This window comes from Psychrobacter cryohalolentis K5 (assembly GCF_000013905.1).
Lineage (GTDB): Bacteria > Pseudomonadota > Gammaproteobacteria > Pseudomonadales > Moraxellaceae > Psychrobacter > Psychrobacter cryohalolentis.
In genome coordinates, this window is sequence record NC_007969.1 from 255,220 (window position 1) to 279,314 (window position 24,095).

The window sequence follows — 24,095 nt, forward strand, 5'->3', positions numbered from 1 at the left end:
TGCTAACCCTTTTTAATCTTCTTTGCCAAAACCTTCTTCCAACTCTCTTCCAAACACTCAATCGCAAGCCAAGGTTCAATAACTTCTGCGGCAAATTTCTCTTTTGAGTTTGATAACTGCCACAGTTTCTCAAGTGTCGCAAAAGGATAGGGGCGTTCGATTAAATATACCGGTAAATCAGCGCTGATCATGCCATCACGAACGACTTGAAAATACCAACCAGCGATGCCTTGTTTGCTGACCCAAGACGCAATATTTGGCACTTTGGTAAATTGTCCGATTTGGTCATTGATTTTGTAGCAGGGGCGGCGCGGTTGGACGATACGTAATTGCACGCTGTCGCCACCATTCCCATCAATGCTTTCATCTTGACCATACTGAAAAACGTCACCAATACAAACTGTCGCTTCCGTCATTTCTAGCAAACCATTTACTGCTTCTGTAGTGAGGTTTTCACCCAATGTGCCAACACGCACTTTCAAGCTAAACTCTGCATTAATCTTGTCATAAGTCGCCGTCGCTAGTTGATGTACTGCTTTTAGTGGACCACCATGATGACGTCTATCGGCTTGCTCATCAGTTGTGAGACCCATAAAGTTGACAGCGACGTGTGCTTTGATTGGTGCTTTATCGATGGCGCTCATTTCTTCACGGGTAAATGGCATGGCTTTGCCAGCGCGAACGCAGGTGAGGGTAGCGATATGGAGCGGCAAGGTTTGGTTAAAGTCAGCAGTATTTTTTTGGCTAGAAGATGCTATCGTTTTTGAGTTTATAGGTTGTATGTTCATAGGTTCTAAGTTCATAAGTCATTCCTAATCTATAGGGATTTATTAGGGGAGAGGTTATATCGATATTGGTATTAATAATGCGTATTATCTTAGCTTAATCATTCCTCTAATGGTAAGAATTCAGCCGTTTAAAATTTAACCGTATTTTGAATTTTATTAGCACAGTAAATTTTAGACAAAAAAAGACCAGAATAGATATCTGGTCTTTTTCTTAAGCAGCTTTGGCAATAAATAAGATTATTTATTTTTATTACGACGACCAGCTGTTTTCTTCTCACGCGGTACAGCAACCAGCTCAGCCAATTGTTCAGGCGATGACCATAGACCTTCTAGGTCATAGAACTCACGGGCTTGTGGCGTCATCATATGCACGACAACAGCGCCCAAATCAATCAATGTCCAGTCAGAATCGATACCGCCTTCACGACCTAGTGGCATAAAGCCACCCAGTTTGGCTTCAGCGCCGACACTGTCAGCCATTGCACGTACATGGCGCTTTGAGGTACCGTCAGCGATGATGATACGCTCCATTACGTCTGTCAATGCTGCTACATCCATTACGGTGATGTTCTTAGCTTTCATATCGTCTAGCGCGGTTTGAACAAGGGTCAAACATTCTTGTAAACGTTCGTCAGTCATGGTGTTGGTCATAAATTTTAATCTCTTGAATCGTAAATATTAAAAATAAAATGGTAAATCGTCACAATGCATTCTCTAACGAGCCAGATAGAGGCAGACGTTTTTTGAGGAAAAATGATCAAAGTGGGCAAAATTAAAAGTATAAGGCGATTTTAACGGAATTGAGCAGCAGAATATAGCTGATGGGCGATAATATATTGATAAACAGCAGGATTTAGCCATTTAGCTAATGAATTGGGTGCAGTATTGCCTATGATATCATTTATTGGTTGTAAAGATGCAATTTGCATGTCAGTGCTGTGCGTTATATTTAATGATTGAGGTGCTTGCGGCAGTTGTTGATAAAGCTGCTGACGTATGTGTGTGCTTGATATTGCTGTCACAGGGCGTGGGTCGATATAAATATGACCTTGATGGCTATTTTTTACACAAAAGCTGTTTGTTAAAGATTGAGGGTTAGCGGCTAATAATTCAGTTATAGAATCGATGGTTAAAGGTTGTAGCAGTTTTGGAAGTTGGGATGTTAAAGAGTGGTGCAACTCAGTCTTAGAGACGTTTTTATCAATTTTGATATCAATATCTATATCGCTATCAAAATTTTCTTGACGGTCAAACACCCATAGACTGACATAATCAGTCAGTTGCAGCCCATTTTTCCAGTGTTCTAAACTACGCGCGCTGTCCATCCCCATGACAAATATCAGACTGTCATGCGGGTAGCGTGTGCGCAGTGTCTGCACACTATCGATAGTATAGACAGGCGGTGCTTGCCACAGCTCAAGCTCGTTAATGTATAAGGGCGACTGTTGCGTTGCCAGCTTTAGCATCGCCAGACGATGCTTAGGATCGGTGCTATCTTCTTTAAAAGGCGAGCGCGCATTGGGCAGCAACGATACGTACAGTTCGCGCTGTTGCTGCTGTGCTATTGGTAGCAAACTTTGATAAACGGTCATCGCCATTTGTAAATGACCCTGATGCACAGGATCAAATGAGCCGCCCAAATAAGCACGGATGGCAGACTTAGTATTTTGGCTTTGATAACTATCAGAAGTATTTGACATAAATGAGTGAGTAAAAACTCATGCAGATGAGCGTTGTAGTTGATTTATTTTAAATCGACTATAGCATGTGATTATTTACTTATCCCGACTATCGATTTTATTATGCTTAATTATACCGTTTAAAAGCCATAAAAAAGCCATAAACAAGCCATAAAAAAGCCGACCATCATTATGATAATCGGCTCAATAATACGTGTTTTGAATGAAGCTTTAGATGCTTAAATAACGTCGCTATGTGCTTGGATGGCAGTGAGGGCGATGGTATAGATAATATCATCGACCAAGGCACCACGTGACAAGTCATTGACTGGTTTGTTTAAGCCTTGCAACATCGGTCCAACACTGACCACATTGGCGCTACGTTGTACCGCTTTATAAGTCGTGTTACCGGTGTTTAGGTCTGGGAAAATAAAGACGTTTGCTTGCCCAGCAACAGGCGAATCCGGCGCTTTTTGCTTGCCGACGCTCATGACAGAAGCCGCGTCATACTGTAGCGGTCCGTCGACTTTTAGATTCGGCGCACGTTCACGGACGATTTGGGTCGCACGGGCGACTTTTTCGACATCAGCGCCAGTGCCTGACGAGCCCGTAGAGTAGCTAATCATTGCCACTTTTGGATCGATGCCAAAGGCGGCAGCAGACTGCGCAGACTGAATGGCAATCTCAGCCAATTCTTCTGCATTTGGATCAGGATTAATGGCGCAGTCACCGTAGACAACCACTTGCTCAGGCAACAGCATAAAGAAGACTGACGATACAAGTGAATACTCAGGAGCCGTTTTAATCAACTGAAACGCTGGGCGGACAGTATTCGCCGTGGTATGAATTGCCCCAGAGACCAGACCATCAACTTCGTCCATCTGTAGCATGGTCGTACCTAAATAAACGGTATCTTGCAGATATTCAGCAGCCACTTCTGCGCTGGTTTTACCTTTGCGACGCTCGACTACAGCGGCGATATATTTGCTCATATCTAAGCTGTCAGGATCGATGATTTCAAGCCCTTCAGGTAATACCAAATCGCGGTTTTTGGCGACTTGTTCAACATCAGCACGCTTAGCGAGTAGCACACAGTTGGCAATACCGCGGCTTTGACAGATACAAGCAGCTTCGACCGTACGCGGTTCAGAGCCTTCTGGCAGCACGATACGTTTTTTGGCGATTTGCGCTTTTTTGACCACTTGATGACGAAAAGCAGAAGGTGACAAGCGTGGCTCATGATTTTGGCTAAAATATGCTTTAATCCAGCTCAAATCTAAATGCGCCGCGACGTAACGAGCCACTTCTTCAGCACGTTCGGTGTCATCACTTGGAATCTCAGCACTCATGTGTAATAGGCTTTGTACCGTCTCAAAGCTGTCATCTTCGACACTCATCACAGGAATACCAGTTTTGAGTGCAGATTGCCAAAGCTCAGCAACGGTTGGACTAGGGACAACGCCGCCAGTCAATACCAATCCTGCTAGCGGAATACCATTGATACAGGCAAGACCCGCCGCCAATAATAAATCGTCACGGTCGCCCGGCACCACGATAAGCGTACCACGTTTGAACACTTCATCAACACGTGCAACTGAGCGTGCAGTCAAGCTGATGCGATTGATACGGCGCGATTTTGCCTCACCAACGTTGAGCCAAGTACCATCAAGTTCAGCAGCGATATCCCACGTACGAGGCACGGATAATGAGTCACTAAATGGTACGACACCAATTAAGCGGAATTGTTCGGTATTAAAGTGCGGCGATAAGCGTTGTACTTCTTGTATAAAGCCGCTATCCAAGCTCACAATCGCTTCACCAGGGGCAACGATTTGATTTTCTAAGGTGCTTTGCGTATTCGGCAAGTCATGCATACGCATCAAGATACAGCCAAGCGTACGATCACTTGCCATACCACCAAATTCACGCGCATGGACATCAAGCTTATCGGCTAAATAGGCAGGTTTACTGGTATCGGCGGTGCTAACAAAGATGATTCGGGCATCGAGTGCATGAGCAATTGCACGGTTGATCTGTGAGGCATAAGAAGTTTCAGTGGTCGGTACTAAGCCTTCGCAAATCACCACATCGTAATCATCACCAAGAGTATGGTAGTTAACAACCACTTCTTCCATCAAGTCATCAAGATTGTCATCACCAATCATACGCTCAACATGTTGACGGCTGATCGATTTAGGTGGCTTTAGTCCAAATGCATGCATGGCTAATGCGCTTGAGCTGTCTAGACTGTTTTGCTTATCCAGCGTATCGTCTTGTAAAAACGGCTTCATAAAACCCGCTTTGATACCGTTATAATCGAAAGCACGAATCAAGCCTAACGCCGCTGACGTCACACCGATACCGCGGCTAATGGGCACAAGTAAAATAGTTTGCATAATGTATCCTACTGTTTATTATATTTTTAGAGAGATTGTCATCCTTGAGCGTATAAGAATCAACTTGTGATTCTTATCGCAGGCATATGAGTCTTATTATAGACCTAGTTTTATTTTAGACCCAAGGCTGCACGAGTCTCTTGAGCGATACGGCATTCTTCATCAGTTGGGACAACCCACAGCTCAATACTGCTATCGTCAGCATGGAAACTGCCTTCATTGCCACCGACCAACCCAGCGTTCTTATCGGCATCTACTTTGATGCCAAAATGACGCATGACTTCTAAAATACGCGTCCGCGTGGTCACAGAGTTTTCGCCGATACCACCAGTAAAGACAATACCAGTAAAGTCAGGGAGCGCGCAGCTTAAGCTGGCAAGGTATTTACCAACACGATAGCAGAACATCTCGATAGCCAGCTTCGCGTCTTCATGACCTTCATTAGCCGCTTGCTCAATGGTACGCAAGTCATTCGATAAGCCTGAAATACCAAGTAAACCACTTTCACTATTGAGCATCTTGTCGATTTCTTCTAAGCTCATACCAAGTTGGCGCTTGAGATGAATATGTAAGCTTGGGTCAACATCACCACTACGCGTACCCATCATAAGACCTTCAAGCGGGGTCAGACCCATACTGGTATCAAGGCTTTTGCCGTCGTAGACAGCCGTTGCTGAACAGCCGTTGCCCAAATGCGCAGTTAACCAACCATGTGGTCCTGTTGCGCTGGTAATGTGGCTGGCGCGTTCTGATACATAAGCATGCGAGGTACCATGGAAGCCATAACGACGAATTTTGTGTTCTGAATAGAGTGCCTTTGGTAGCGGATAGCGGAAAGCAACAGGTGGCATGGTCTGATGGAAGGCAGTATCAAATACCACCACTTGCGGAATATCAGGATAGATTGCTTGTACGGCTTCGATACCCAGTGCGTTTGCCGGATTGTGTAATGGGGCGAGGACTTTTAGACGTTTGACTTCTGCTAACACATGCGCATCGACACGCACCGCTTCTGAGTATTCACGACCGCCATGTACCACTCGATGCCCAACAGCAATAAAGTGATACTGCTCAAGTAGCTCAAGGATTTTCTGTAAGGCAAGTTCATGACGACCACCAGCGATTGCAATTTCTAACTTTTCACCATTTAATGTGGTGTGTTTAATACGGGCAGTATCGAGACCTAAGTTTTCGGCAAGACCTGTGATACGAGTACCTTCATCCTCACTAATTAAGGCGTATTTGATTGAAGAGGAGCCGCAGTTCAATACTAAAGTAGGATTGGTCAGGGTCGATGCTTCAGAATGTTTGTCATCAAAAGTGGTGCTTACGCCAGCGCTCATACTCTATCCTTAGATTGTCTTTTATAAAAGGTGCCGCATCTTGACGATCACCTGTTGAATAAACGAAAACCAGCGATATCGGTGCTGGTATAGGTTGCACGGTTTGGAAACATAAACTATAGCCGCGCTGATTTTCGTTATGCTTGAGCCATCCCTATGTCTAACAGAGGTTCAATGTAAAGCAAACGCCTGCTAGCGTTGCCTTATAGCTACAAGGGTTGACTATAATGTATCATATTTTGGCAGTGACACCACGATAACTCTAAGGCTTTGATCAGCCAGTCCTTGATTGATGGTTACAGGTGTACACCGAAGACAGTAAGGGCTTATTAGATAAAATAAGTAAAAATTTGCCTTTATAAAAATTGTAAGTAAGTTTGTCTAGCTTTAGATCAATAAGATTATTTTATATTTATATTGGATTCACTATCACTACATTTCAGCAAATTTACTATGCAAACATATTCTATAGGCGCACAGCTTTATAGAATAATGCTATGATTAAAAAATCTTCCTATTTTCCCTATTGCAGCCTTGGTTGTTTTCGCTGATAGTGATTTTTATCGCGTACACCGTTGCAAGATTACAGGTTATCTACCCTATGTTTACAACACGATATACCTCAAAACCCAAGCACTCTCAGACAGTGGGCAGCGCCATTCGCCATAATATGTATAACATCATGCTTGGTACGTCGATCACGATAGCTTCAGCGGCATTGTTGGTTGGCTGCGGACAAAAAGGCGATCTATACCTTGTAGACGCTGGTAGTAAAGCAGTGCGAGATAGCACGGCAATATTAGATAGTGGCAGTAATCCACAAGATACCGCCTTTGCTAAGATTGACAGCGACCAACAAAATACAGAGAATTTTCAGCTGCCTGAACCGAGTAACGATCCTAACGATTACTAATAAGTAATCATGAATTCTTAAAATGTAAATGCTCAAACGATTTTTGAGCAAGCCCAATACTTTATTGTTACCTTGATTATATTAGAGATATTTATATGAGTCAGTCAGTCACGACCCAAACTGAGCAAGGCCTGTACATCAATCCTGAAGCCTTAACCGCCCATTTGCCTGAACTACATTATCAAAATAATACGCTACATATGGAGCAAGTCAGTATTACCGAAGTGGTTAAACACTATGGTACGCCTTGTTATGTGTACTCAAAGCAAGCCATTTTGGATGTCTATCAAGCTTATACCGATAGCTTTGCCAGCTTAACTCACCAGATTTGCTATGCGGTAAAAGCAAACTCAAACCTTGCGGTACTTGGCGTATTGGCGCAAGCAGGCGCAGGGTTTGATATCGTTTCACGTGGCGAGCTGATGCGGGTATTGGCGGCAGGGGGCGAAGCTACACGTGTGGTATTCTCAGGCGTCGGCAAAACCTATAGCGATATTGAATATGCGCTTAACCAAGGTATTGGTTGCTTTAATGTTGAGTCGATTAGCGAGCTGACTCTAATCAATGAAGTAGCCGCGCAGCTTGATAAATCAGCGCCGATATCACTACGTGTCAATCCTGATGTAGATGCCAAAACCCATCCGTATATTTCAACAGGTCTCAAAGACAATAAATTCGGTATTGCTCACGAGGATGCGCTGGTCGTTTATCAACAAGCCGCCAAATTGTCTCATATCGATATCGTTGGTATTGACTGTCATATCGGCTCGCAGTTGACTGAAGTTGCGCCATTCGTTGCGGCATTGGACAAAGTGATTGAGCTGGTGCATAGCTTACGTAAAGCAGGTATTGAGCTGCGTCATATCGATTTGGGTGGTGGTCTGGGTGTGCGTTATATTGATGAGACGCCTGTGTCTATTGATGAATTTGCCAATGCGTTATTACCAAAACTTAGTGAGCTTGGCTTGACGGTATTCTTTGAGCCGGGTCGTAGTATCGTGGCAAATGCTGGGGTATTATTGACCAAGGTTGACGTGCTCAAACCAACTGAGCATAAGAATTTTGCCATTGTTGACGCGGCAATGAACGACTTAATTCGCCCTGCTTTATATCAAGCAGAAATGGCAGTAATTCCAAACGTTTTGCCTAGTAATGGTATTAATACAGAAAGTACTGAGCCATGGGATATCGTCGGCGCTATCTGTGAAACGGGTGATTTCTTAGCAAAAGATCGTTTGTTGTCGCTCTCAACAGGCGATATCTTGGCGATCACGGGTGCTGGTGCTTATGGCTTTACTATGAGTAGCAACTATAATTCACGCCCGCGAGCTAGTGAAGTCATGGTAGCTGATGATCGCCACCAGCTGATTCGCAAACGCGAAACCGTTGAAGCGCTATATGCAGACGAAGTATTGTGGCAAGGTTAACGGCTAAGCAGCATAAAGTATCTCAAAAATCTAACCCATTATCATAATGCTAGTGGGTTTTTTTATGGCAAATTTTGATCAAACACCTGAATAATAAGTGTGGAATATAACTTGGCATTTGATAACGGTGATAGTTATGATTGTAACTGACAGCGTGCTAATATAAGACATACATAAAAATAGGATAGGATATCAGGGATATGCTAATAGAATTTACTAAGATGCATGGGTTGGGCAATGACTTTATGGTCATCGATTTGGTGACTCAGCGTTTGGACTTGACCAAGGATTTGGTGCAGTTACTGGGTGATCGTCATTTAGGTATTGGTTTTGATCAATTGCTCGTCGTTGAGCCGCCGATGCGCCCCGACGTTGATTTTAGTTATCGTATTTTTAATACGGATGGCACAGAAGTTGAGCAATGCGGTAATGGCGCCCGCTGTTTTGCCCGTTTTGTGCAAGCGCGCAAGTTATCCTTTAAACAACGTCTCCGTGTTGAGACGGCAAGCGGCATTATTTCGCTCACGACCGATCGTTATGGCTGGGTAGAGGTTGATATGGGCAAGCCCAAGTTTGAGCCAAGTGAGATTCCATTTACCCCAAGAGCCATCACCAAAATCCAAAATGCTTATCATCTGGACGTGAATGGTACGCCGGTGCAGCTTTATGTTGCCAATATGGGCAATCCGCATGCGGTGATAAAAGTTGACGATGTGCTTGATGCTGACGTTGAAACCTTGGGTAAAGCCATCGAATCGCATCCAGCGTTTCCAGAACGTGTCAATGTCGGTTTTATGCAAATAATGAATCAACGTCATATTCGTCTAAGAGTATTCGAACGTGGTGTCGGTGAGACGCAAGCCTGTGGTACGGGCGCTTGTGCAGCCGTTGCCATCGGTATACGCGAAGGTTGGCTTGACGAAGGTGAAGATGTGCGTGCTCAGCTCTATGGCGGCAGCATGGTAATTAAATGGCAGCCGGGCTATTCGGTCATGATGACCGGACCAACCGCATTTGTGTATGAAGGTGTCTTTAGTCCAGATGGCTTGATGGCACAAGCCGGTATCAAGCCCAATCCAGAAAGTTAATAGTAAAACATAAGTGACAGTTATTTTTACTGGATAAGTAATGGGGTTGTTTTCAATATGGTGATGTCTTATAAAAAATCTCAAGTGATAGACGCACGATCTGATAAACAATCCGTTTCACCGTCATGGCTATCAGCAGAATTGGCAATCACCATAGAAGCGGATGCCGCGTTAAGTGAATTATTAGCCCCTGTGCATCGTTGGCTAAATGTCTTATCTGTGCGCAATCACTCACCGCATACATTGACGGCTTATTTTGCTGGCTTAAACCAGTTGGCGTTATTCCTGCGAGGTAAACGCCTGACATGGACACGTTGTGATAAGCGCCAATTAGCCCAGCATATCAGCCAACGCCTTGATGAAGACAAACTATCCCTCGCCAGCGTTCAGCAAGAGTTATCAGCTATTCGTCATTTTTATGGCTGGCTGATAGAAGAGGATTTGGCACGTATTAATCCAACCACAGGCTATCAGCTTAAGCGTAGTCCTAGACCATTACCCTCTATCGCTGATGTGGATTTATTGACGCAATTGCTCGACCAAGAAATACCTGATACACCTGAACAAGCGCGATTATGGCTACGTGATAAGGCGATGTTTGAATTGCTTTATAGCAGTGGTCTACGTGTCGGTGAGCTCGTCGCGTTAGATATAGTAGATGTCGACTTAGCTGATCTGCGCGTACGCGTGACCGGCAAAGGTAATAAGACACGCCTAGTACCTTTAGGAATAAAAGCGGCTGACGCCATTCGTCGTTATTTACCGCACCGTAATCTGTGGGTAGAGCAGATGGACCAAGCATTATTTATTAGTGAAAAACTGGGTACGCGTTTATCAACACGGGCTGTGCAGCAGCGTCTTAAAGTTGCTGCTACTCGTGCTGGTATTGCTCAAAACATGTATCCGCATCTATTGCGCCATTGCTTTGCATCACATATGTTGTCAGGAAGTGGCGACTTGCGCGCTGTCCAAGAGATGCTTGGGCATAGCGATATCAGTACCACGCAAATTTATACCCATGTCGATTTTGCTAAATTGACCCAAGTCTATGACCGTGCCCATCCTCGAGCCACTCACGTATCCAAAGACAGCGATTCAACCCTTTAATTTTAAAAGTGTCTTTCATAGCAAATTGCTTTGATTAAAAAAACCTTTTATCAAGACGCTTTTATAAAAATTATTTTATGCCAAACGATGACAATCAAAGATAGGCATCTTTTGTCGTCCCTGATTTTGCGCTTGTCTATCTAACGTCGCTAAGACCAAAGCATAATTTTTATGGTCTTTATTCAAAGATGGGGTCAATTCGCTATTATTGTAGCTGCTCATTACAGTTCCATCATAAGCGCTAATCGTCGTATGTCCCCACGTCTGACGTGTATGACCGTCTTTATACGCATGCTCACCGCCTTGTGCTGCTCCAATTACCATACATTGACTGTCTAAAGCTCGCGCTTGCAGTAAGAGCGACCAATGGGCTTGTCCTGTTAGATACGTAAAAGCAGATGGCGCACTTAATAGTTCTGCGCCTGCTTGCCGCAGACGCTGCGCCAATGCAGGAAAGCGTAGATCAAAGCAAACCATCATACCGAGCTGATAAATATCATCATTTACTTCGAGCGCTGCCACGACCGTCTGCGTACCTGGCTCAAACGTCGCCGCTTCGTTATAACTGCCTTGCTTATCGGCGACGGTCGCGGTGAATAAGTGAATCTTGTCATAGCGCGCCACTTGTGTACCATCCGGCGCAAACAATAGGCTTACTTGGCGCAATCTACCATCAGGCACAATCATACCATCAGGGCGATACGGGCAGGGCAGAGAGCCTGCTAGCACGTATATACCATATGTACGTGCATACTCTGCTATCGTCGCTGACAGCGCATCAAAGCGCTCTGCTGTCGCAAACTGTCTACCCATGCTACAGCAGTTTTCTGGTAGTACGACAAGCTGCGCGCCTTGTGCACGAGCATCTATAATAGCAGATTTTATATCTGACAGATTGTCTTCAATGCTTTGCTGACTATTCATTTGGATGGCAGCAACGGTCAGCTGTATGTTATTTATATGTTCATTCATAGCAGGCTTCTCAATATTGTTAATATTATATATCTCTTATAAAACGTTTTCAGGTTTGTCATTATTAATGGTTTATTTGAACCTTACTCCGCAAGTCATTCTATGCAACTATGCAACTATGCACAGGTATAAATTTTTATTAAAGTATTCTTTAGAAGCTACCAGAAAGCTACGGACAGAGGTTTGTCATTCACTTATCTGGCAAGGGCATAAATTATCATAGCAAAATTGTCGCAAAAAATGCTATCGTCATGTCCTGTTAAGGGTAAACCGCTCATTAATCAGCATTACAAAGACAATATTACCAAGACTGGAGTGTAATAAACTGCCCATGAGTATGTCGTTCGGATTGGCGACCACGCTAAGCACCTCACAAAAACTGACCCCGCAAATGCAGCAAGCTATTAAATTGCTGCAGCTCTCTAGTCTTGAGCTGGCGCAAGAGGTTCAAGCGAAGCTGGACAGTAATCCATTACTAGAACGCATCGAAAACGATGAAGATGAGTACGAAAGTATGGATAAAGACGCATTAGATGAGTTTGGCGAGCCACTAACGTTAGACAGTTGGAATCAGAGTACTGCTTCTGATACGTTTTCTATATCTCCTCCATCAAATAATGAAGATGTATTTGACTATGATGACAGTACTAGCGATAGCCTTACTAATGATAGTCTAGATAAATTGCAGCAAGACGGTTTTGATACGGATGCCATCGACAGTTATACGCTTGAAGACTTTGAAGGCTCAAACTATGAAAGCTCAAACTATGAAAGCTCAAACTATGATAGCCCTAATGCAGATTATGACGGTTTTAACACCGCCAGTACTGGTTCAGGCAGCATATCAGCGCGTCCAGATTCTGAGGACTTTGATCGCTATGAGGGCAGTACCAATGCGACGATTCAAGACCATGTGCGTTGGCAGCTGAATTTTAAACGTCTCTCAGAGACAGATACTCTTATCGCTGAGTATTTGATGGATTCTATGGACGACATGGGTTTTGTACGGCTCGATATCGAGGAGTTGCTACAGAGCTTTGATACCATTGCGAGCTTTTATCAGTGGGATCAGCGCGTTGAGCAGGATGAAGTAATGGCAGTACTGCGCATGATTCAATCCTGTGATCCGCTTGGGGTTGGCGCACGAAATCTAAGTGAATGCTTAGCGATTCAGCTATCTAAGCTCGACACTGACACGCCTTATCTAAAACAAGCCCAAGCGCTCTTATCTGCCAGTGAGCATCTGGTCAGTAATAATATTAAAGCCTTAACTGAGCGCACAGGACTTGCGGCTCATGAGATTACCCCTGCGCTTACGCTGTTGCGTACTTTAAATCCTTCACCAGGATTGCTATTTCAAAGCCGCCAACCGGATTATACTCAGTCGCCCGACAGCTATGATATCCCTGATGTATTGGTGACGCCTATCCGTCGCCATGATGCTCATCAAAACACCACCATATCTACTCAAGAAGATGGCTGGCAGGTACGTCTAAACCCTGAAACCTTGCCAAAACTACGAGTCAACCAAGAATATGCCAACCTTGTTAAGCGCGGCGATAATAGCCCTGATAATCAATATCTGCGTGAAAATCTCACTGATGCGCGCTTATTTATTCGCAGTATCGAAGAGCGTAATCAGAACCTTTTAAAGGTAGCCACTAGTATCGTGCGCTACCAGCAATCTTTTTTGCAGTATGGCGCCACTGCTATGCAACCGCTTATTTTAAAGGTGATTGCAGACGAAGTTGATTTACATGAATCAACGGTCTCGCGCCTGACCACTAGCAAGACCATTTTGACACCGCAAGGACTGTTTTCGCTCAAGCATTTCTTTTCATCACATGTTAGCAGCAGCGATGGCGATATCTCATCAACTGCTATCAGTGCGATGATTAAGCAGCTTATCGCTGATGAAGAGCCCAAAAAGCCATTGTCTGATAGTAAGATAAAAGATTATTTGTTGGCAGAAGGTATCGATATTGCCAGAAGAACAGTCGCCAAATATCGTGAAGCAATGAATATTGGCTCATCTACACAGCGCAAACAAAAATATTAATGGTCTGAATTCAATAAGTTATCTAAAGAGGTGATTAATAATCAAAATATTCTATAGGAAATATAAAAAATAAAATTTTCTGATTATATAGAAACATTAAAGAAACAACCGATTTTATTACATTTAATTACAATATAAAACCTTGCTACTAGCGGGTTTTCATGACAAATTAGAGTCATACCAACAACAAAATCAAAGTGTCGATTTAGCAAATTTATGTAGTCAGTCATTAGGGATGAGATAAAAAAGACGATAAAAGGATACGTCGATATTTTATTAAAAGTGCTGCTATTAAAGACGTTGAGGATAAAGATACAAGATTATTTTGTGGTAAGGCAGGATGATAAGAGCAGCGATGCGACCTCATCTGTTGATTGTAAGTACTAATAAGAGGACAATAATATGAATGTTTCTATCAGTGGTCACCATATCAGTATTACCGATGCCATGGACACCGCAGTTCGCGAAAAACTTGAAAAAGTCGAGCGTCACTTTGATCAGATTCAAAGTATTCAAGTGATTCTATCGCTAGATAATAGCGGTGCTAAAAAGAGCCATAAGGCTGAAGCTATCATGCGAGTCTCGGGTAAAGAGATGTTTGTCCAAGCTCTTGATGATGATATGTATAAAGCCATAAATGAGATGGCAGACAAACTTGATAGACAAGTACGCAAGTATAAAACAAAAATGGAGAGCAAAAAAACACAGGGTGCAGGGCGTGATTCTCGCTATGAAGATTTGATGACGGCTGAAGCTGAGCCTGCAGTTTAATGATAGTTTGCTGTGTCATAAAATTTTAATAATTATTAGCCAATAAATAAATGCACAAATAGCACGGTTATTAAATTGAACAGTATTCCTGAGTAATTTGAATACGTGACATGCTCAAAAATGAGCAATTCAGCAAGCCTAAGACGCTAAGTAAAAAAAGACCTCAAACGAATAACCGTTTAGGTCTTTTTTATAATAAATTTTAAAAGGAAAGGGTTGTAAACATTAGGTTTTACAGTGTGATTTTCTAAAATTCTATGTATCAAAAACGACTATCTATTTCAATGGTTAAAAACCTTAGCCACCGCCTACAGCCTGTACTACTTCAATAGTCATGCCTTCAACAATATGTAGCTTATCAAGCTCACTTTTAGGAATCAGTTCACCATCGACTTCTACCGCATAACGACCGTTACTAAGCCCAAGCTCATTGACAACCAATTGTACCGTTTGATGAGTCGTCTGTAACTTCTTACCATTGACACTAATATTGCTCATAAATCGTACTCCCTAATAATCCAAAATTCCTATTTAGCCTTACTATTTTCACTACTACTAGCACTAACGTAGCTAAATAAAATAAGATTGTTTCTTACTAAAATCAATCAATCAGCTATTTGTTAAGCGTGCTGAAGATAGCGCAAGCCATAACCAACCTGCAATCATCAGCACACCGCCAATAGGCGTAATGGCACCGAACCAACGTGGCGCACCAAGTGTCATGGCGTATAAACTACCCGCAAAAATAATGACACCAATTTGTAATAACCATGCGGCGGTTTGGGTTGCATAGTTTAAGCGAATAAGGATACCAACAAGTAATAATCCAAGCGAATGGACGAACCAATATAGGGTTGCTGTCTGCCACCATTCTAGCTGTTGAGTGCTGACCATATCTTTGAGACCATGCGCGCCAAACGCGCCTAAAGCAACGGCGATAGCCATATTGATCGCCGCGATACTTATCCAATTGAACATGGTTGTACTCGTATTGTTGAATAAATGCTTACTAAGCAAAGACAGTTGTCTTATCGATAAGCAACTTATTGAATATCATCAGGTAAAATCACACTGTCGATGGTCATCGCTTCACGGATTTTATCCATGGCATTTTTCTCAATTTGGCGTACGCGCTCAGCAGAGATAGAGTAGACCGCTGCCAACTCATGCAAGGTTGATTTTTGCTCAGATAACCAGCGCTGCTCGACAATATCACGTGAGCGATCATCCAAGGTTTCCATTGCAGCAATCAAGGCTGATGAATTATTTTCTTCCCAGTCAGATTCTTCGACGATTTCGGCAGGGTCAATGCCATCTTCCAAAAATAGCTGTGGCGCATAACGTCCATCGTCATCGTCACTTGATTGCGCCTCAAATGACGCATCATAAGAGGTCAGGCGCGACTCCATCTCAAGCACTTGCTTACGAGTAACGTTTAAGTCATTGGCAATCGCATCGGCTTCTTCGAGGGTCAACTGATTGTTGGTCTTTTTTAAACTGCGTAAGTTAAAGAACAGTTTACGATGCGCCTTGGTTGTAGCAACTTTTACAATACGCCAGTTACGGATGACAAATTCATGAATCTCTGCTTTGATCCAATGCACTGCAAATGATACTAGACGTACGCCTTTGTTAGGATCAAAACGCTTTACCGCCTTCATAAGTCCCAAATTACCTTCTTGGATCAAATCTGCTTGCGGTAACCCATAGCCTGAATAGCTGCGGGCAATATGAATGACAAAACGCAAATGCGACATGACCAGTAAACGCGCCGCTTCTACATCGCCTTCATCATAATAGCGATGGGCAAGCTCTTGCTCTTGCGTCGGAGTCAAGATAGGGATTTGGTGCACGGTATTAATATAAGCACCCAAATTCACCCCAGGTGCGGACAAATGCGTCGGCATGGCAGGTACCAAATCACGGGTACTGGTATCGCCAAGCGCGCTGGCATCATAAGGCGGACGCTCAGCTGCCGCTTTCAGTGCTGCATCGCGCGCTTCGTTTATTTCAGGAACAGCGCTGTCTTTTTTACGGTTATTTGCAGCGTTAGTAGTGGTATTAGCCATATTCTTGACCTTGGTTAAATAGATAAGCAAACAGTCAGATAAAAATCTTTATAGTTGTAATTGTAAAGGATAGCGACGCTTAGTTGCTATCAGTTTTGGTAATGATAAAGTGATATATTGTATCAACAGAATATTTAGATTGGCTAGCGCTCAGTTCTCCACTGTCTGATACGGTGGCTTGATTAATACTAAGCAATAGCGGGTTCGTGGCTTTTGTTTGTAAGCTTTGCTGACAAAAAGCCATAATGTCAGCTTGAGAATTTGGGTCAGTTGCCACAACGTACAATGACTCCCCAGAGACGACACTGCGTAATGCGACCTTAGTTTTTAACAGTGGCATCGGGCAGGCAAGTCCGCGACCATCGACCATATCTTTGATAACAAGTACTGGTTTACTCAAATCTGTTTTATGATTTAAGTTGATGTCATCTGTTGGTAATAAGTCTAGGAGCTGCCTGATTGATTGCTGCTCGCTCTTAGACAAAGTCTCTCCCAGATATATTGGATAAGCGGCTCGTACCATGATGGATGGACTATCAGCAGACATAAAATAAACCTTTAACATGGCTAATATTAAACCTTGTGTTTCAGTCTAATGCTTAGCATTGCAATATTTATGGATAATACTATCTTAATACAATATGGCGATTGTGCTGCGACGCCGACGGTTTTATAAGCAACCATTATAGCAAATTGCCTGTATTCAATTGCAGTTGAATATAGTCATCATCGCGTTTGATCAATCAGAACAGCTGAGTAGTATTGATCTTCGTATTTTTATATTAGACTTATCTAATAGGTTCACATAACCATGTTGCGCAATAGTGACGCCCTGCGGAGTTATTGGTAGCGACAGGCAGACGGCAATTGACGTTCAATAGACAAGCTCGTATAGTCAAAGCACGTTATGATTATGCATATAGGGTACGCACTTGGATTATTCTAAAAGACAATCAATGCTTGATAAGCCGCTAATAAATGCACGGAATAAACGTGCTATCACTCACTATGTAAGCGTACAGACAGGGTTATTCTCTAAGCAGATAAACCATCATCTGTCGCGATCATTTGCAATAAAATTAGCACTGTCAACGATATTATTGGCCTGTACAAGCATCGCCTATAGCAAAAGCCAAGCGATGCCATTGAGCTATGATTCATGGCAAACCACTAACACAGAAGAGCTAAGTTTGCCCAGTTTACGCGGGCAAGGGCTGAGCTTTGATGAGCAATATCAAAATAAATTGCTGGGTGAATGGTCATTAAGAAACATCAATGGTCGTGTAAAGATGGAGCATGACCCTTGGATTCAAGAAACGGTCAAAGAACTAACATGGCGGCTCAATGCCCAAGCACGCCAGCAAGCACCGCTTGGTTTGGTCATTATCGATAACCCAAGTATTAATGCATTTGCGGCTCCAGGCGGCGTAATTGGTCTTAATACCGGCACTATATTGGCTGCAAACAGCATGGATGAGCTGGCAAGCGTTGTGGCTCATGAGGTTGCGCACATCAGTCAGCGTCATTATGAAAGCGGCGCTGATGAGCGCAAAAAAGCCTTGCTGATGCAAATAGGTGGCATGCTCGCCGCGATTGCTGCATCGACCGTCGATGGTGATGCGGCAGCAGCAGTGATGATGGGTAGCCAAACCGCCACTATGAATAGTAGTATGGCGTTTAGTCGTAATAATGAACGTGATGCTGATCGGGTCGGTATGCAAATCATGAACCAAGCTGGCTATGACCCACGGGCGATGCCGCGCTTCTTTGCGACCATGAATCAAAAAAGTCAGATGAATCAAACCGCCAATCAGTTTTTGCCAAGCTTTATCCGCTCTCATCCACTGAGCAATGAGCGCTTGAGTGAATCTCAAAGCCGTGCGCAGCGTTATAATACGCTGCCGTTAAATCAGCAACAGCGTCATCAAGCTTTGTTTGATCTGCTGTATTGGCGCGTACAAAGTACCGGCAAGCATGCTTCAGAGACCGCCTTGATGACTGCAGCAAAAAACAGCGTCGGGGCAAAGCTTGCACTGATGCATTGGTATGGCGAGCAGCAGCGCTTTAAAGAGGCAAATGATTTATTTGCCGAGCTGTCTGCATTGCCGGTCGCAAAGCGCCAAGTACTAGAGCCATTATTGTCCATTACCCAAAGCCAGATTTTGACGGAACAAAATAAATGGCAACAAGCTGCTGAAATATTAGAGAGCCAGCAGCGGCTCTATCCTGAGCGCCGTGACTTACGACTTTATCTGGCAGAAGCATTGACCAATAGCAATCAGCCAACTAAAGCCCAAGCATTGCTTAAGCCATTGACTGAACAGCAACCAAGCGACCGTTATGCTTGGCAAAGTTTGCAATTGGCCAATGAAAAATTGGCAAAGACCACCAATTCTGCACCGCTAAAAAGTATTGCTACTATTAATGCACTACGCTACCGCAGTCATGACCAACTATGGAGTGGAAGCTACGAGCGCGCGCTGACTTCTTTAACGCAAGCCAAAAAATTGACAGAAAATTTGCAAAATACGGCTCAAGCTAATAGCGCTCGCCCTCTACTTGCTAATATTAACGCCGAAATCAAAGCCGTAAAAACCGCCAAAGACTTTAAGCCTTAGGCGGTTCTCTGATAATTAACTGCTATAAAGCGCTATATAGAAAAAGCGTTGATTTTATCAATATGCTGTAGCGATTAACCTTGTAGCGCGTCTTTGACCAGCTTTGAGATTAAGGCAGGGTCAGCACGACCCGCAGTTTTCGTTTTTAATATACCCATCACGCTACCCATATCACGCATTGACGTTGCGCCTTGCTCGGCGATTTCTGCGTTTACCAAGGCAGTAATCTCCGCATCATCCATCTGTTTTGGCATATATTCATTGATAATATCAATCTCAAACTGCTCTTTGGTTGCCAAGTCATCACGACCGTTTTCGGTAAAAATAGTCAATGACTCATGGCGCTGTTTGAGCTGTTTTTGTAATATCTCCAAAACTTCGGCATCATCAAGCTCGATTCGACGGTCGATCTCAATTTGTTTGATAACCGCTTGTACGTTACGCAGTACTTTGACCCGTTCAATCTCACGTGCTTTCATAGAGACTTTGATGGTGTCAGTTAGCGTCTGTTTAATTTGGCTCATTGTTGTTATTCCTTATGATTATAGGTAAAAAGTTTGTGTAAAAAGTCTACTAATCAGAACAAGCTTTATAATAGAAAGTGTTAGAACCAATGATAGTAATAACAAAAATTGTAGCATAAAAAACGCCACTGATATCATCGGATAACAGTGGCGTTAGTGTAGCGCTGGTACTTAGCTAATCGACTTATCGATTAGTACATACGAGTGGTACGAATAGTTTCGCGTTGTAATTTTTTCTTATAACGCTTTACTGCAGCAGCTTTTTTGCGCTTGCGTACTTGCGTTGGTTTTTCATAAAATTCACGCTTACGTACATCTGACAATACGCCAGCTTTTTCACAAGCACGTTTAAAACGACGGATAGCGATATCAACTGGTTCGTTTTCTTTAACCTTAACTGCAGGCATGAAGACTCCTCGATTAGGATGAGATATAAGGGCATTAGTTTGGCTGTGTATTAGTATTTAGCCGTAATATCTCAAGATTACTGGCATCAGCTCAAACTAGGACAATCTTGCGCAATAGCACAAGGGCGCCTATTTTAATAAAAAATCGCAATAAAGTCAAAGGCTTTTACTTATTAATCTATAACTATCATTAAGTTGCAAACTGCTGCCAGTAATAAGGGTCGTAAGTCATTTATAGCTAAACGTTCTTTAGGAAGGATAAACGGGTTATTTAATAAATAGCATCAGTATAAATAAACCCCCTACTGTCTATAACGGTTTAGGCCAAGTTTATGCTATGATAATTTGCATAATATCAATCGTTTTATGTGCACTTTATTAAGGATGTTGGAATGAAAAAATCAGTACTCAATACGGCGCTAAGTACAGCATTTATCGTCGCTCTTGGTTTTGGTGTCAGTGCTTGTAGTAGTGAGAAAGAAGGTGAAGAGTCAGATCACATTTTAGCTGTCGATCGTGTTGATGAGGCAGCAGAGATTGCTCGCGCGAATGCACCTGCAGCAGAAAAGATAGATTTCCCAGCAACAGCGCCAATGCCAGCAGTTGATGCGACAACAGATGCGACGATGAGTACTGAAGAAGGGGCTGTCGCAGTAGAGGAAACAGCAGCTGATGCAACGGTAAGCGCCGATAGTTCTGATACCGCTGTGGCGACTGCCGATACTGCCAATAGTACTGAAGTGCCGGCGACAGATTCAGCTGAACCTGCAACCAATTAATCCTGCTTGAAGGCAGTATTCAATAATGAGCGGTGTCACTAACCATCTATAGATAAGGAAATAACCATGACTGTTAAACAAGCTGTAATAAAGAAAAAATCAGTTGTTAAGTTAGCGCTGTCTGGTCTAAGTCTTAGTGTGTTATTGACACTTAGCGCCTGTAGCGGTGGTGATAACGCTCCCACTGATGAGCCTGCGGTGGTTAATGAAACCGAAGCTGTGGTTGTGGAGCCAGCAGCGCCTGCTGAAGCTGAGCCTGTCGTTGAGGTAGAAACAGTTGAGGTGTCAGAAGTAAAAGCGGAAGAAGTAAGTGCTGCCGCTGCTGAGCCTGAAGTGTTGGCTGCTGATGCAGGTGCTGCATTGTATGAAAAACAATGTAAAGTCTGTCATGAAAAAGGTTTATTAGCCGCGCCAGTATTCGGTAATAAAGAAGCATGGGCACCACGAATCGCCAAAGGTATCGATACATTACATATGCACTCTGCCAAAGGCTTTAACAAAATGCCTGCGCAGGCAAGCGCTGAAGTCAGTGAGGCGCAAGTTCATGCGGCTGTTGATTATATGGTTGCTGCAGCTAGCTAAATATTATTGATTGAAATTTGCTAAACTGACCGTCATTGTAAGCTTACAGTGGCGGTTTTTTATTCACGCTACAAGGCAAAATATAAAGGCACATAGATGAAAGTATTGGGATTAGAAACCTCTTGCGATGAGACGGGTCTAGCGATTTTTGATAGCGAACAGGTAACGAGCGACAATAAAGGTCTACTTGGGCAAGTATTGTATTCACAAATAGAGCTGCACGCCCTTTATGGCGGCGTGGTGCCTGAGCTTGCTAGTCGCGATCATATCCGTAAGTTAGTGCCTTTATTTAATGAGCTTTTGCAGCAATGCAATATCACTAAAGATGAGATTGATGCCGTCGCTTATACCAAGGGTCCGGGGCTTATCGGCGCCTTGATGACAGGTGCATTGTTTGGTCGTAGCTTGGCTTATGGGTTAGATATTCCAGCGATTGGTGTTCATCATATGGAAGGGCATCTATTGGCACCGCTGATGGGTGCGAATCCACCAGCGTTTCCGTTTGTCTCCTTACTTGTTTCTGGTGGGCATACGCTACTCATTGCTGCGCATGGTATTGGTCAATATGAAATCCTTGGCGAATCCATTGATGATGCGGCAGGTGAGTGTTTTGACAAAGCGGCGAAGATGTTGGGCTTGCCATATCCGGGTGGTCCTAATATCGCTAAATTAGCGGAAAGTGGTAATTCGGACGCTTATAGTTTACCAAGACCAATGTTACATCGTGGTTTGGATTTCTCTTTTAGCGGTATGAAAACAGCCGTACATAATCTTATCAAGGACACCCCATGCTCAGGGGGTTCAGGAAATGGCTCTGATAGCGACCCGCAAGTCCGTGCTGATATTGCCGCCAGTTTTCAGCATGCCGTGGTCGATACCTTGGTGAAAAAATGCGTCAAAGCGCTTAAGCAAGTGAATATGAGCCGATTGGTTATCGCAGGCGGTGTCAGTGCCAATAGTCATTTGCGTAAAACTCTCGAGCGGGAGCTTGCTAAGATAAATGCGACCGTACATTATGCACCTCCTGCTTTATGTACCGATAATGGTGCGATGATTGCGTATGCGGGCTACGAGCGTTTGCAAGCGGGTCAAGCAGATGATTTGGCTGTCAGCTGCGTGCCACGTTGGCCAATGACCGAGTTGCCAGCGGTATAAGCGCTAGAAAGTCGCTTGTATCCAATTTATTAAACTTTATATCACTCAAGGATAACTTATGCAGTGGCTTGCGATTGGATTAGGTGCTGCCATTGGCGCTTGCCTGCGAGGGTGGTTGGCGCGTTTTAACCCGATGCACCACTGGATACCACTTGGGACGCTTGGCGCCAATGTTTTAGGTGGACTATTGATAGGGCTGGCCTTGGTGTGGTTTGAACGTGTGGGCAGCGGCTTGTCTCCCAATATTAGATTGTTTGTGATAACTGGCTTTTTGGGTGGTTTGACGACTTTTAGTACCTTTAGCGTCGAAGTATTTACCTTTATCCATAATGGTAAACTGCTTGCGGGCTTAGGACTGATTGGGCTACATGTGGGGCTGACGTTATTAGCAACGGCACTTGGATTTTATTTCTTTAAGTTGGTTTTATAATAATAAAAATGCAGCAATAAAAAAGAGCCATATTAATTTTTTAATACGGCTCTTTTTTTAGTGATAATTACTTCTAGACAGGTTTTACGATACCTTCTAATAAACTCGCAAACCCTTGCATATAGGCAATCTCTTGGCTCGAGGTGCGCGTTGCCGCATACAGCTGACAGTAGACGCCGCTACCTAATGGACGTGAAACTACCCAACCTTTTCTCTCATATTCAGCCACCACCCAGTCGGGGAGTGCTGCCACCCCGCGTTCACTAGCAACCAACTGAATAAGCATAGCGGTTAGCTCGGTGGTACGCATACTTTTAAAGCTGACCTGCTCTGGGGTCATAAAATTGGCAATAATATCAAGGCGCTTAGCTTCCACTGGATAAGCAATCAAGGTTTCATCGACTAAGTCTTTGGCATGAATAAATTGTTGCTCAGCCAAGTCATGAGTCGGCGACAGTACCAAACGACTTTCATACTCAAATAATGGCTGATAGCTGATACCTTCTATCGGTAAATTACTTGTAGTAATCAATAAATCAATATCACCTTCCATCAATAAATGATGCGGCTCGGGCTCAAAACCAGTAGCAAAATCTAGCTCCACATCTGACCACTCACGGCGATAATGATTGAGAATCGGCATCAGCCAATCAAAGCAGCTATGACATTCAGACGCCAAGCGCAATCTGCCTGCTTGACCATGGGCTAAGCGTTTTAAGTTTGACTTGGTGCGCGTGACCTGAGGTAAAATGCTGTCAGCGAGTGCCAATACCGTTTTGCCAGCTGGCGTAAAAGTTAGCGGACGTGTGCGCCTATTGACCAAACTAATATCGTAATAATTCTCTAGCTCTTTTAACTGATGGGAGACCGCAGAGGCGGTGACATGCAGCTCATCGGCGGCAGCAGCCAATGAGCCATGTGCTCGCAGCGCAGTTAGCGTATTAAGATGACGAAGCTCTAGCATAAAATGACCTAACCACTGAAGTTA

General features: G+C 43.6%; 24 protein-coding genes. 11 read left to right on the forward strand and 13 right to left on the reverse strand.

The annotated features are described in order from the left end of the window. Positions 1–2: 2 nt before the first annotated feature. The 5 genes from PCRYO_RS01115 to PCRYO_RS01135 form a co-directional block, all read right to left on the reverse strand. The gene (locus PCRYO_RS01115; RefSeq protein ID WP_011512586.1) at positions 3–803 is read right to left on the reverse strand and encodes an MOSC domain-containing protein; all 801 of its coding nucleotides are present in this window, start codon (positions 801–803) and stop codon (positions 3–5) included. A 222-nt stretch (positions 804–1,025) separates the two neighbouring features. Beyond that, positions 1,026–1,439 (reverse strand): ribosome silencing factor, encoded by a 414-nt coding sequence (gene rsfS / locus PCRYO_RS01120; protein ID WP_011512587.1) that lies wholly within the window; start codon positions 1,437–1,439, stop codon positions 1,026–1,028. 140 nt (positions 1,440–1,579) lie between these two features. Next, positions 1,580–2,488 carry a nicotinate-nicotinamide nucleotide adenylyltransferase gene (locus PCRYO_RS01125; RefSeq protein WP_011512588.1) on the reverse strand — a complete coding sequence of 303 codons (909 nt, stop codon included), beginning with the start codon at positions 2,486–2,488 and terminating at the stop codon, positions 1,580–1,582. A gap of 218 nt (positions 2,489–2,706) precedes the next feature. Next, positions 2,707–4,863, reverse strand: a complete 2,157-nt coding sequence (gene pta / locus PCRYO_RS01130; protein WP_011512589.1) for a phosphate acetyltransferase — start codon at positions 4,861–4,863, stop codon at positions 2,707–2,709. Positions 4,864–4,973: 110 nt separating this feature from the next. Continuing rightward, a complete protein-coding gene (locus PCRYO_RS01135; protein WP_011512590.1) occupies positions 4,974–6,206 on the reverse strand; it encodes an acetate/propionate family kinase in 1,233 nt (410 codons plus the stop codon). Between the two features lie 601 nt (positions 6,207–6,807). Here PCRYO_RS01135 and PCRYO_RS01140 point away from each other — a divergent pair. The 4 genes from PCRYO_RS01140 to PCRYO_RS01155 all read left to right on the forward strand — a co-directional run bounded on the left by PCRYO_RS01140 (position 6,808) and on the right by PCRYO_RS01155 (position 10,741). Next, on the forward strand, positions 6,808–7,119 hold the full coding sequence (locus PCRYO_RS01140; RefSeq protein ID WP_011512591.1) for an LPS translocon maturation chaperone LptM: 312 nt from the start codon (positions 6,808–6,810) through the stop codon (positions 7,117–7,119). 95 nt (positions 7,120–7,214) lie between these two features. After that, positions 7,215–8,546, forward strand: coding sequence for a diaminopimelate decarboxylase (gene lysA, locus PCRYO_RS01145; RefSeq protein ID WP_011512592.1), 1,332 nt, complete (start codon positions 7,215–7,217; stop codon positions 8,544–8,546). 200 nt (positions 8,547–8,746) lie between these two features. After that, complete coding sequence (dapF, locus tag PCRYO_RS01150; RefSeq protein WP_011512593.1) at positions 8,747–9,634, forward strand: diaminopimelate epimerase; 888 nt, start codon at positions 8,747–8,749, stop codon at positions 9,632–9,634. A 57-nt stretch (positions 9,635–9,691) separates the two neighbouring features. Then, entirely contained in the window at positions 9,692–10,741 is a 1,050-nt protein-coding gene (locus PCRYO_RS01155; RefSeq protein WP_011512594.1) for a tyrosine recombinase XerC, read from the forward strand. Between the two features lie 75 nt (positions 10,742–10,816). On the opposite strand, the gene PCRYO_RS01160 is transcribed toward PCRYO_RS01155, so the two are convergent. After that, positions 10,817–11,713, reverse strand: a complete 897-nt coding sequence (locus PCRYO_RS01160; protein ID WP_011512595.1) for a carbon-nitrogen hydrolase family protein — start codon at positions 11,711–11,713, stop codon at positions 10,817–10,819. A 331-nt stretch (positions 11,714–12,044) separates the two neighbouring features. Between PCRYO_RS01160 and rpoN the strand changes: the two genes are divergently transcribed. Both rpoN and hpf read left to right on the forward strand, forming a co-directional pair. Next, positions 12,045–13,772 (forward strand): RNA polymerase factor sigma-54, encoded by a 1,728-nt coding sequence (rpoN, locus tag PCRYO_RS01165; RefSeq protein WP_011512596.1) that lies wholly within the window; start codon positions 12,045–12,047, stop codon positions 13,770–13,772. 402 nt (positions 13,773–14,174) lie between these two features. Continuing rightward, entirely contained in the window at positions 14,175–14,543 is a 369-nt protein-coding gene (hpf, locus tag PCRYO_RS01170; protein ID WP_011512597.1) for a ribosome hibernation-promoting factor, HPF/YfiA family, read from the forward strand. 297 nt (positions 14,544–14,840) lie between these two features. On the opposite strand, the gene thiS is transcribed toward hpf, so the two are convergent. The 4 genes from thiS to PCRYO_RS01190 form a co-directional block, all read right to left on the reverse strand. Then, the gene (thiS, locus tag PCRYO_RS01175; protein ID WP_011512598.1) at positions 14,841–15,041 is read right to left on the reverse strand and encodes a sulfur carrier protein ThiS; all 201 of its coding nucleotides are present in this window, start codon (positions 15,039–15,041) and stop codon (positions 14,841–14,843) included. Between the two features lie 111 nt (positions 15,042–15,152). After that, positions 15,153–15,521 carry a DUF423 domain-containing protein gene (locus PCRYO_RS01180; RefSeq protein WP_011512599.1) on the reverse strand — a complete coding sequence of 123 codons (369 nt, stop codon included), beginning with the start codon at positions 15,519–15,521 and terminating at the stop codon, positions 15,153–15,155. A gap of 65 nt (positions 15,522–15,586) precedes the next feature. Then, positions 15,587–16,450, reverse strand: a complete 864-nt coding sequence (gene rpoH, locus PCRYO_RS01185; protein WP_011512600.1) for an RNA polymerase sigma factor RpoH — start codon at positions 16,448–16,450, stop codon at positions 15,587–15,589. A 241-nt stretch (positions 16,451–16,691) separates the two neighbouring features. Next, a complete protein-coding gene (locus PCRYO_RS01190) occupies positions 16,692–17,159 on the reverse strand; it encodes a sulfurtransferase TusA family protein (protein WP_041752920.1) in 468 nt (155 codons plus the stop codon). Positions 17,160–17,568: 409 nt separating this feature from the next. Between PCRYO_RS01190 and PCRYO_RS01195 the strand changes: the two genes are divergently transcribed. Next, positions 17,569–19,230 (forward strand): M48 family metalloprotease, encoded by a 1,662-nt coding sequence (locus PCRYO_RS01195; protein WP_011512602.1) that lies wholly within the window; start codon positions 17,569–17,571, stop codon positions 19,228–19,230. A gap of 74 nt (positions 19,231–19,304) precedes the next feature. Here the strand turns inward: PCRYO_RS01195 and PCRYO_RS01200 are convergent, their stop codons facing one another. Both PCRYO_RS01200 and rpsU read right to left on the reverse strand, forming a co-directional pair. Continuing rightward, complete coding sequence (locus PCRYO_RS01200) at positions 19,305–19,754, reverse strand: GatB/YqeY domain-containing protein (protein ID WP_011512603.1); 450 nt, start codon at positions 19,752–19,754, stop codon at positions 19,305–19,307. A 191-nt stretch (positions 19,755–19,945) separates the two neighbouring features. Beyond that, complete coding sequence (rpsU, locus tag PCRYO_RS01205; protein WP_010195908.1) at positions 19,946–20,161, reverse strand: 30S ribosomal protein S21; 216 nt, start codon at positions 20,159–20,161, stop codon at positions 19,946–19,948. Between the two features lie 392 nt (positions 20,162–20,553). Here rpsU and PCRYO_RS01210 point away from each other — a divergent pair, with 392 nt between their 5' ends. The 4 genes from PCRYO_RS01210 (at position 20,554) to PCRYO_RS01225 (ending at position 23,107) form a co-directional block, all read left to right on the forward strand. Continuing rightward, positions 20,554–20,940 (forward strand): hypothetical protein, encoded by a 387-nt coding sequence (locus PCRYO_RS01210; protein ID WP_011512604.1) that lies wholly within the window; start codon positions 20,554–20,556, stop codon positions 20,938–20,940. A 66-nt stretch (positions 20,941–21,006) separates the two neighbouring features. After that, positions 21,007–21,522 carry a c-type cytochrome gene (locus PCRYO_RS01215; protein ID WP_011512605.1) on the forward strand — a complete coding sequence of 172 codons (516 nt, stop codon included), beginning with the start codon at positions 21,007–21,009 and terminating at the stop codon, positions 21,520–21,522. 96 nt (positions 21,523–21,618) lie between these two features. After that, positions 21,619–22,677, forward strand: a complete 1,059-nt coding sequence (tsaD, locus tag PCRYO_RS01220) for a tRNA (adenosine(37)-N6)-threonylcarbamoyltransferase complex transferase subunit TsaD (protein WP_011512606.1) — start codon at positions 21,619–21,621, stop codon at positions 22,675–22,677. A gap of 58 nt (positions 22,678–22,735) precedes the next feature. Beyond that, positions 22,736–23,107, forward strand: a complete 372-nt coding sequence (locus PCRYO_RS01225; RefSeq protein ID WP_011512607.1) for a CrcB family protein — start codon at positions 22,736–22,738, stop codon at positions 23,105–23,107. A gap of 73 nt (positions 23,108–23,180) precedes the next feature. Here PCRYO_RS01225 and PCRYO_RS01230 read toward each other — a convergent pair whose 3' ends face one another. Next, positions 23,181–24,071 carry a LysR family transcriptional regulator gene (locus tag PCRYO_RS01230; protein ID WP_011512608.1) on the reverse strand — a complete coding sequence of 297 codons (891 nt, stop codon included), beginning with the start codon at positions 24,069–24,071 and terminating at the stop codon, positions 23,181–23,183. Between the last annotated feature and the right edge of the window lie 24 nt (positions 24,072–24,095).

Excerpts from the sequence above, each read along its gene's own strand:
- rpoN (WP_011512596.1), top strand. The coding sequence starts at position 12,045 with ATGAGTATGTCGTTCGGATTGGCGACCACGCTAAGCACCTCACAAAAA.
- PCRYO_RS01155 (WP_011512594.1), top strand. The coding sequence starts at position 9,692 with ATGGTGATGTCTTATAAAAAATCTCAAGTGATAGACGCACGATCTGAT.
- dapF (WP_011512593.1), top strand. The coding sequence starts at position 8,747 with ATGCTAATAGAATTTACTAAGATGCATGGGTTGGGCAATGACTTTATG.
- tsaD (WP_011512606.1), top strand. The coding sequence starts at position 21,619 with ATGAAAGTATTGGGATTAGAAACCTCTTGCGATGAGACGGGTCTAGCG.
- thiS (WP_011512598.1), bottom strand. The coding sequence starts at position 15,041 with ATGAGCAATATTAGTGTCAATGGTAAGAAGTTACAGACGACTCATCAA.
- PCRYO_RS01195 (WP_011512602.1), top strand. The coding sequence starts at position 17,569 with ATGCTTGATAAGCCGCTAATAAATGCACGGAATAAACGTGCTATCACT.
- PCRYO_RS01180 (WP_011512599.1), bottom strand. The coding sequence starts at position 15,521 with ATGTTCAATTGGATAAGTATCGCGGCGATCAATATGGCTATCGCCGTT.
- rpsU (WP_010195908.1), bottom strand. The coding sequence starts at position 20,161 with ATGCCTGCAGTTAAGGTTAAAGAAAACGAACCAGTTGATATCGCTATC.
- pta (WP_011512589.1), bottom strand. The coding sequence starts at position 4,863 with ATGCAAACTATTTTACTTGTGCCCATTAGCCGCGGTATCGGTGTGACG.
- PCRYO_RS01160 (WP_011512595.1), bottom strand. The coding sequence starts at position 11,713 with ATGAATGAACATATAAATAACATACAGCTGACCGTTGCTGCCATCCAA.
- PCRYO_RS01115 (WP_011512586.1), bottom strand. The coding sequence starts at position 803 with ATGAACTTAGAACCTATGAACATACAACCTATAAACTCAAAAACGATA.
- lysA (WP_011512592.1), top strand. The coding sequence starts at position 7,215 with ATGAGTCAGTCAGTCACGACCCAAACTGAGCAAGGCCTGTACATCAAT.
- rpoH (WP_011512600.1), bottom strand. The coding sequence starts at position 16,450 with ATGCCGACGCATTTGTCCGCACCTGGGGTGAATTTGGGTGCTTATATT.
- PCRYO_RS01135 (WP_011512590.1), bottom strand. The coding sequence starts at position 6,206 with ATGAGCGCTGGCGTAAGCACCACTTTTGATGACAAACATTCTGAAGCA.
- PCRYO_RS01125 (WP_011512588.1), bottom strand. The coding sequence starts at position 2,488 with ATGTCAAATACTTCTGATAGTTATCAAAGCCAAAATACTAAGTCTGCC.
- PCRYO_RS01190 (WP_041752920.1), bottom strand. The coding sequence starts at position 17,159 with ATGTCTGCTGATAGTCCATCCATCATGGTACGAGCCGCTTATCCAATA.
- PCRYO_RS01200 (WP_011512603.1), bottom strand. The coding sequence starts at position 19,754 with ATGAGCCAAATTAAACAGACGCTAACTGACACCATCAAAGTCTCTATG.
- PCRYO_RS01140 (WP_011512591.1), top strand. The coding sequence starts at position 6,808 with ATGTTTACAACACGATATACCTCAAAACCCAAGCACTCTCAGACAGTG.
- PCRYO_RS01210 (WP_011512604.1), top strand. The coding sequence starts at position 20,554 with ATGAAAAAATCAGTACTCAATACGGCGCTAAGTACAGCATTTATCGTC.
- hpf (WP_011512597.1), top strand. The coding sequence starts at position 14,175 with ATGAATGTTTCTATCAGTGGTCACCATATCAGTATTACCGATGCCATG.
- PCRYO_RS01215 (WP_011512605.1), top strand. The coding sequence starts at position 21,007 with ATGACTGTTAAACAAGCTGTAATAAAGAAAAAATCAGTTGTTAAGTTA.
- PCRYO_RS01230 (WP_011512608.1), bottom strand. The coding sequence starts at position 24,071 with ATGCTAGAGCTTCGTCATCTTAATACGCTAACTGCGCTGCGAGCACAT.
- rsfS (WP_011512587.1), bottom strand. The coding sequence starts at position 1,439 with ATGACCAACACCATGACTGACGAACGTTTACAAGAATGTTTGACCCTT.
- PCRYO_RS01225 (WP_011512607.1), top strand. The coding sequence starts at position 22,736 with ATGCAGTGGCTTGCGATTGGATTAGGTGCTGCCATTGGCGCTTGCCTG.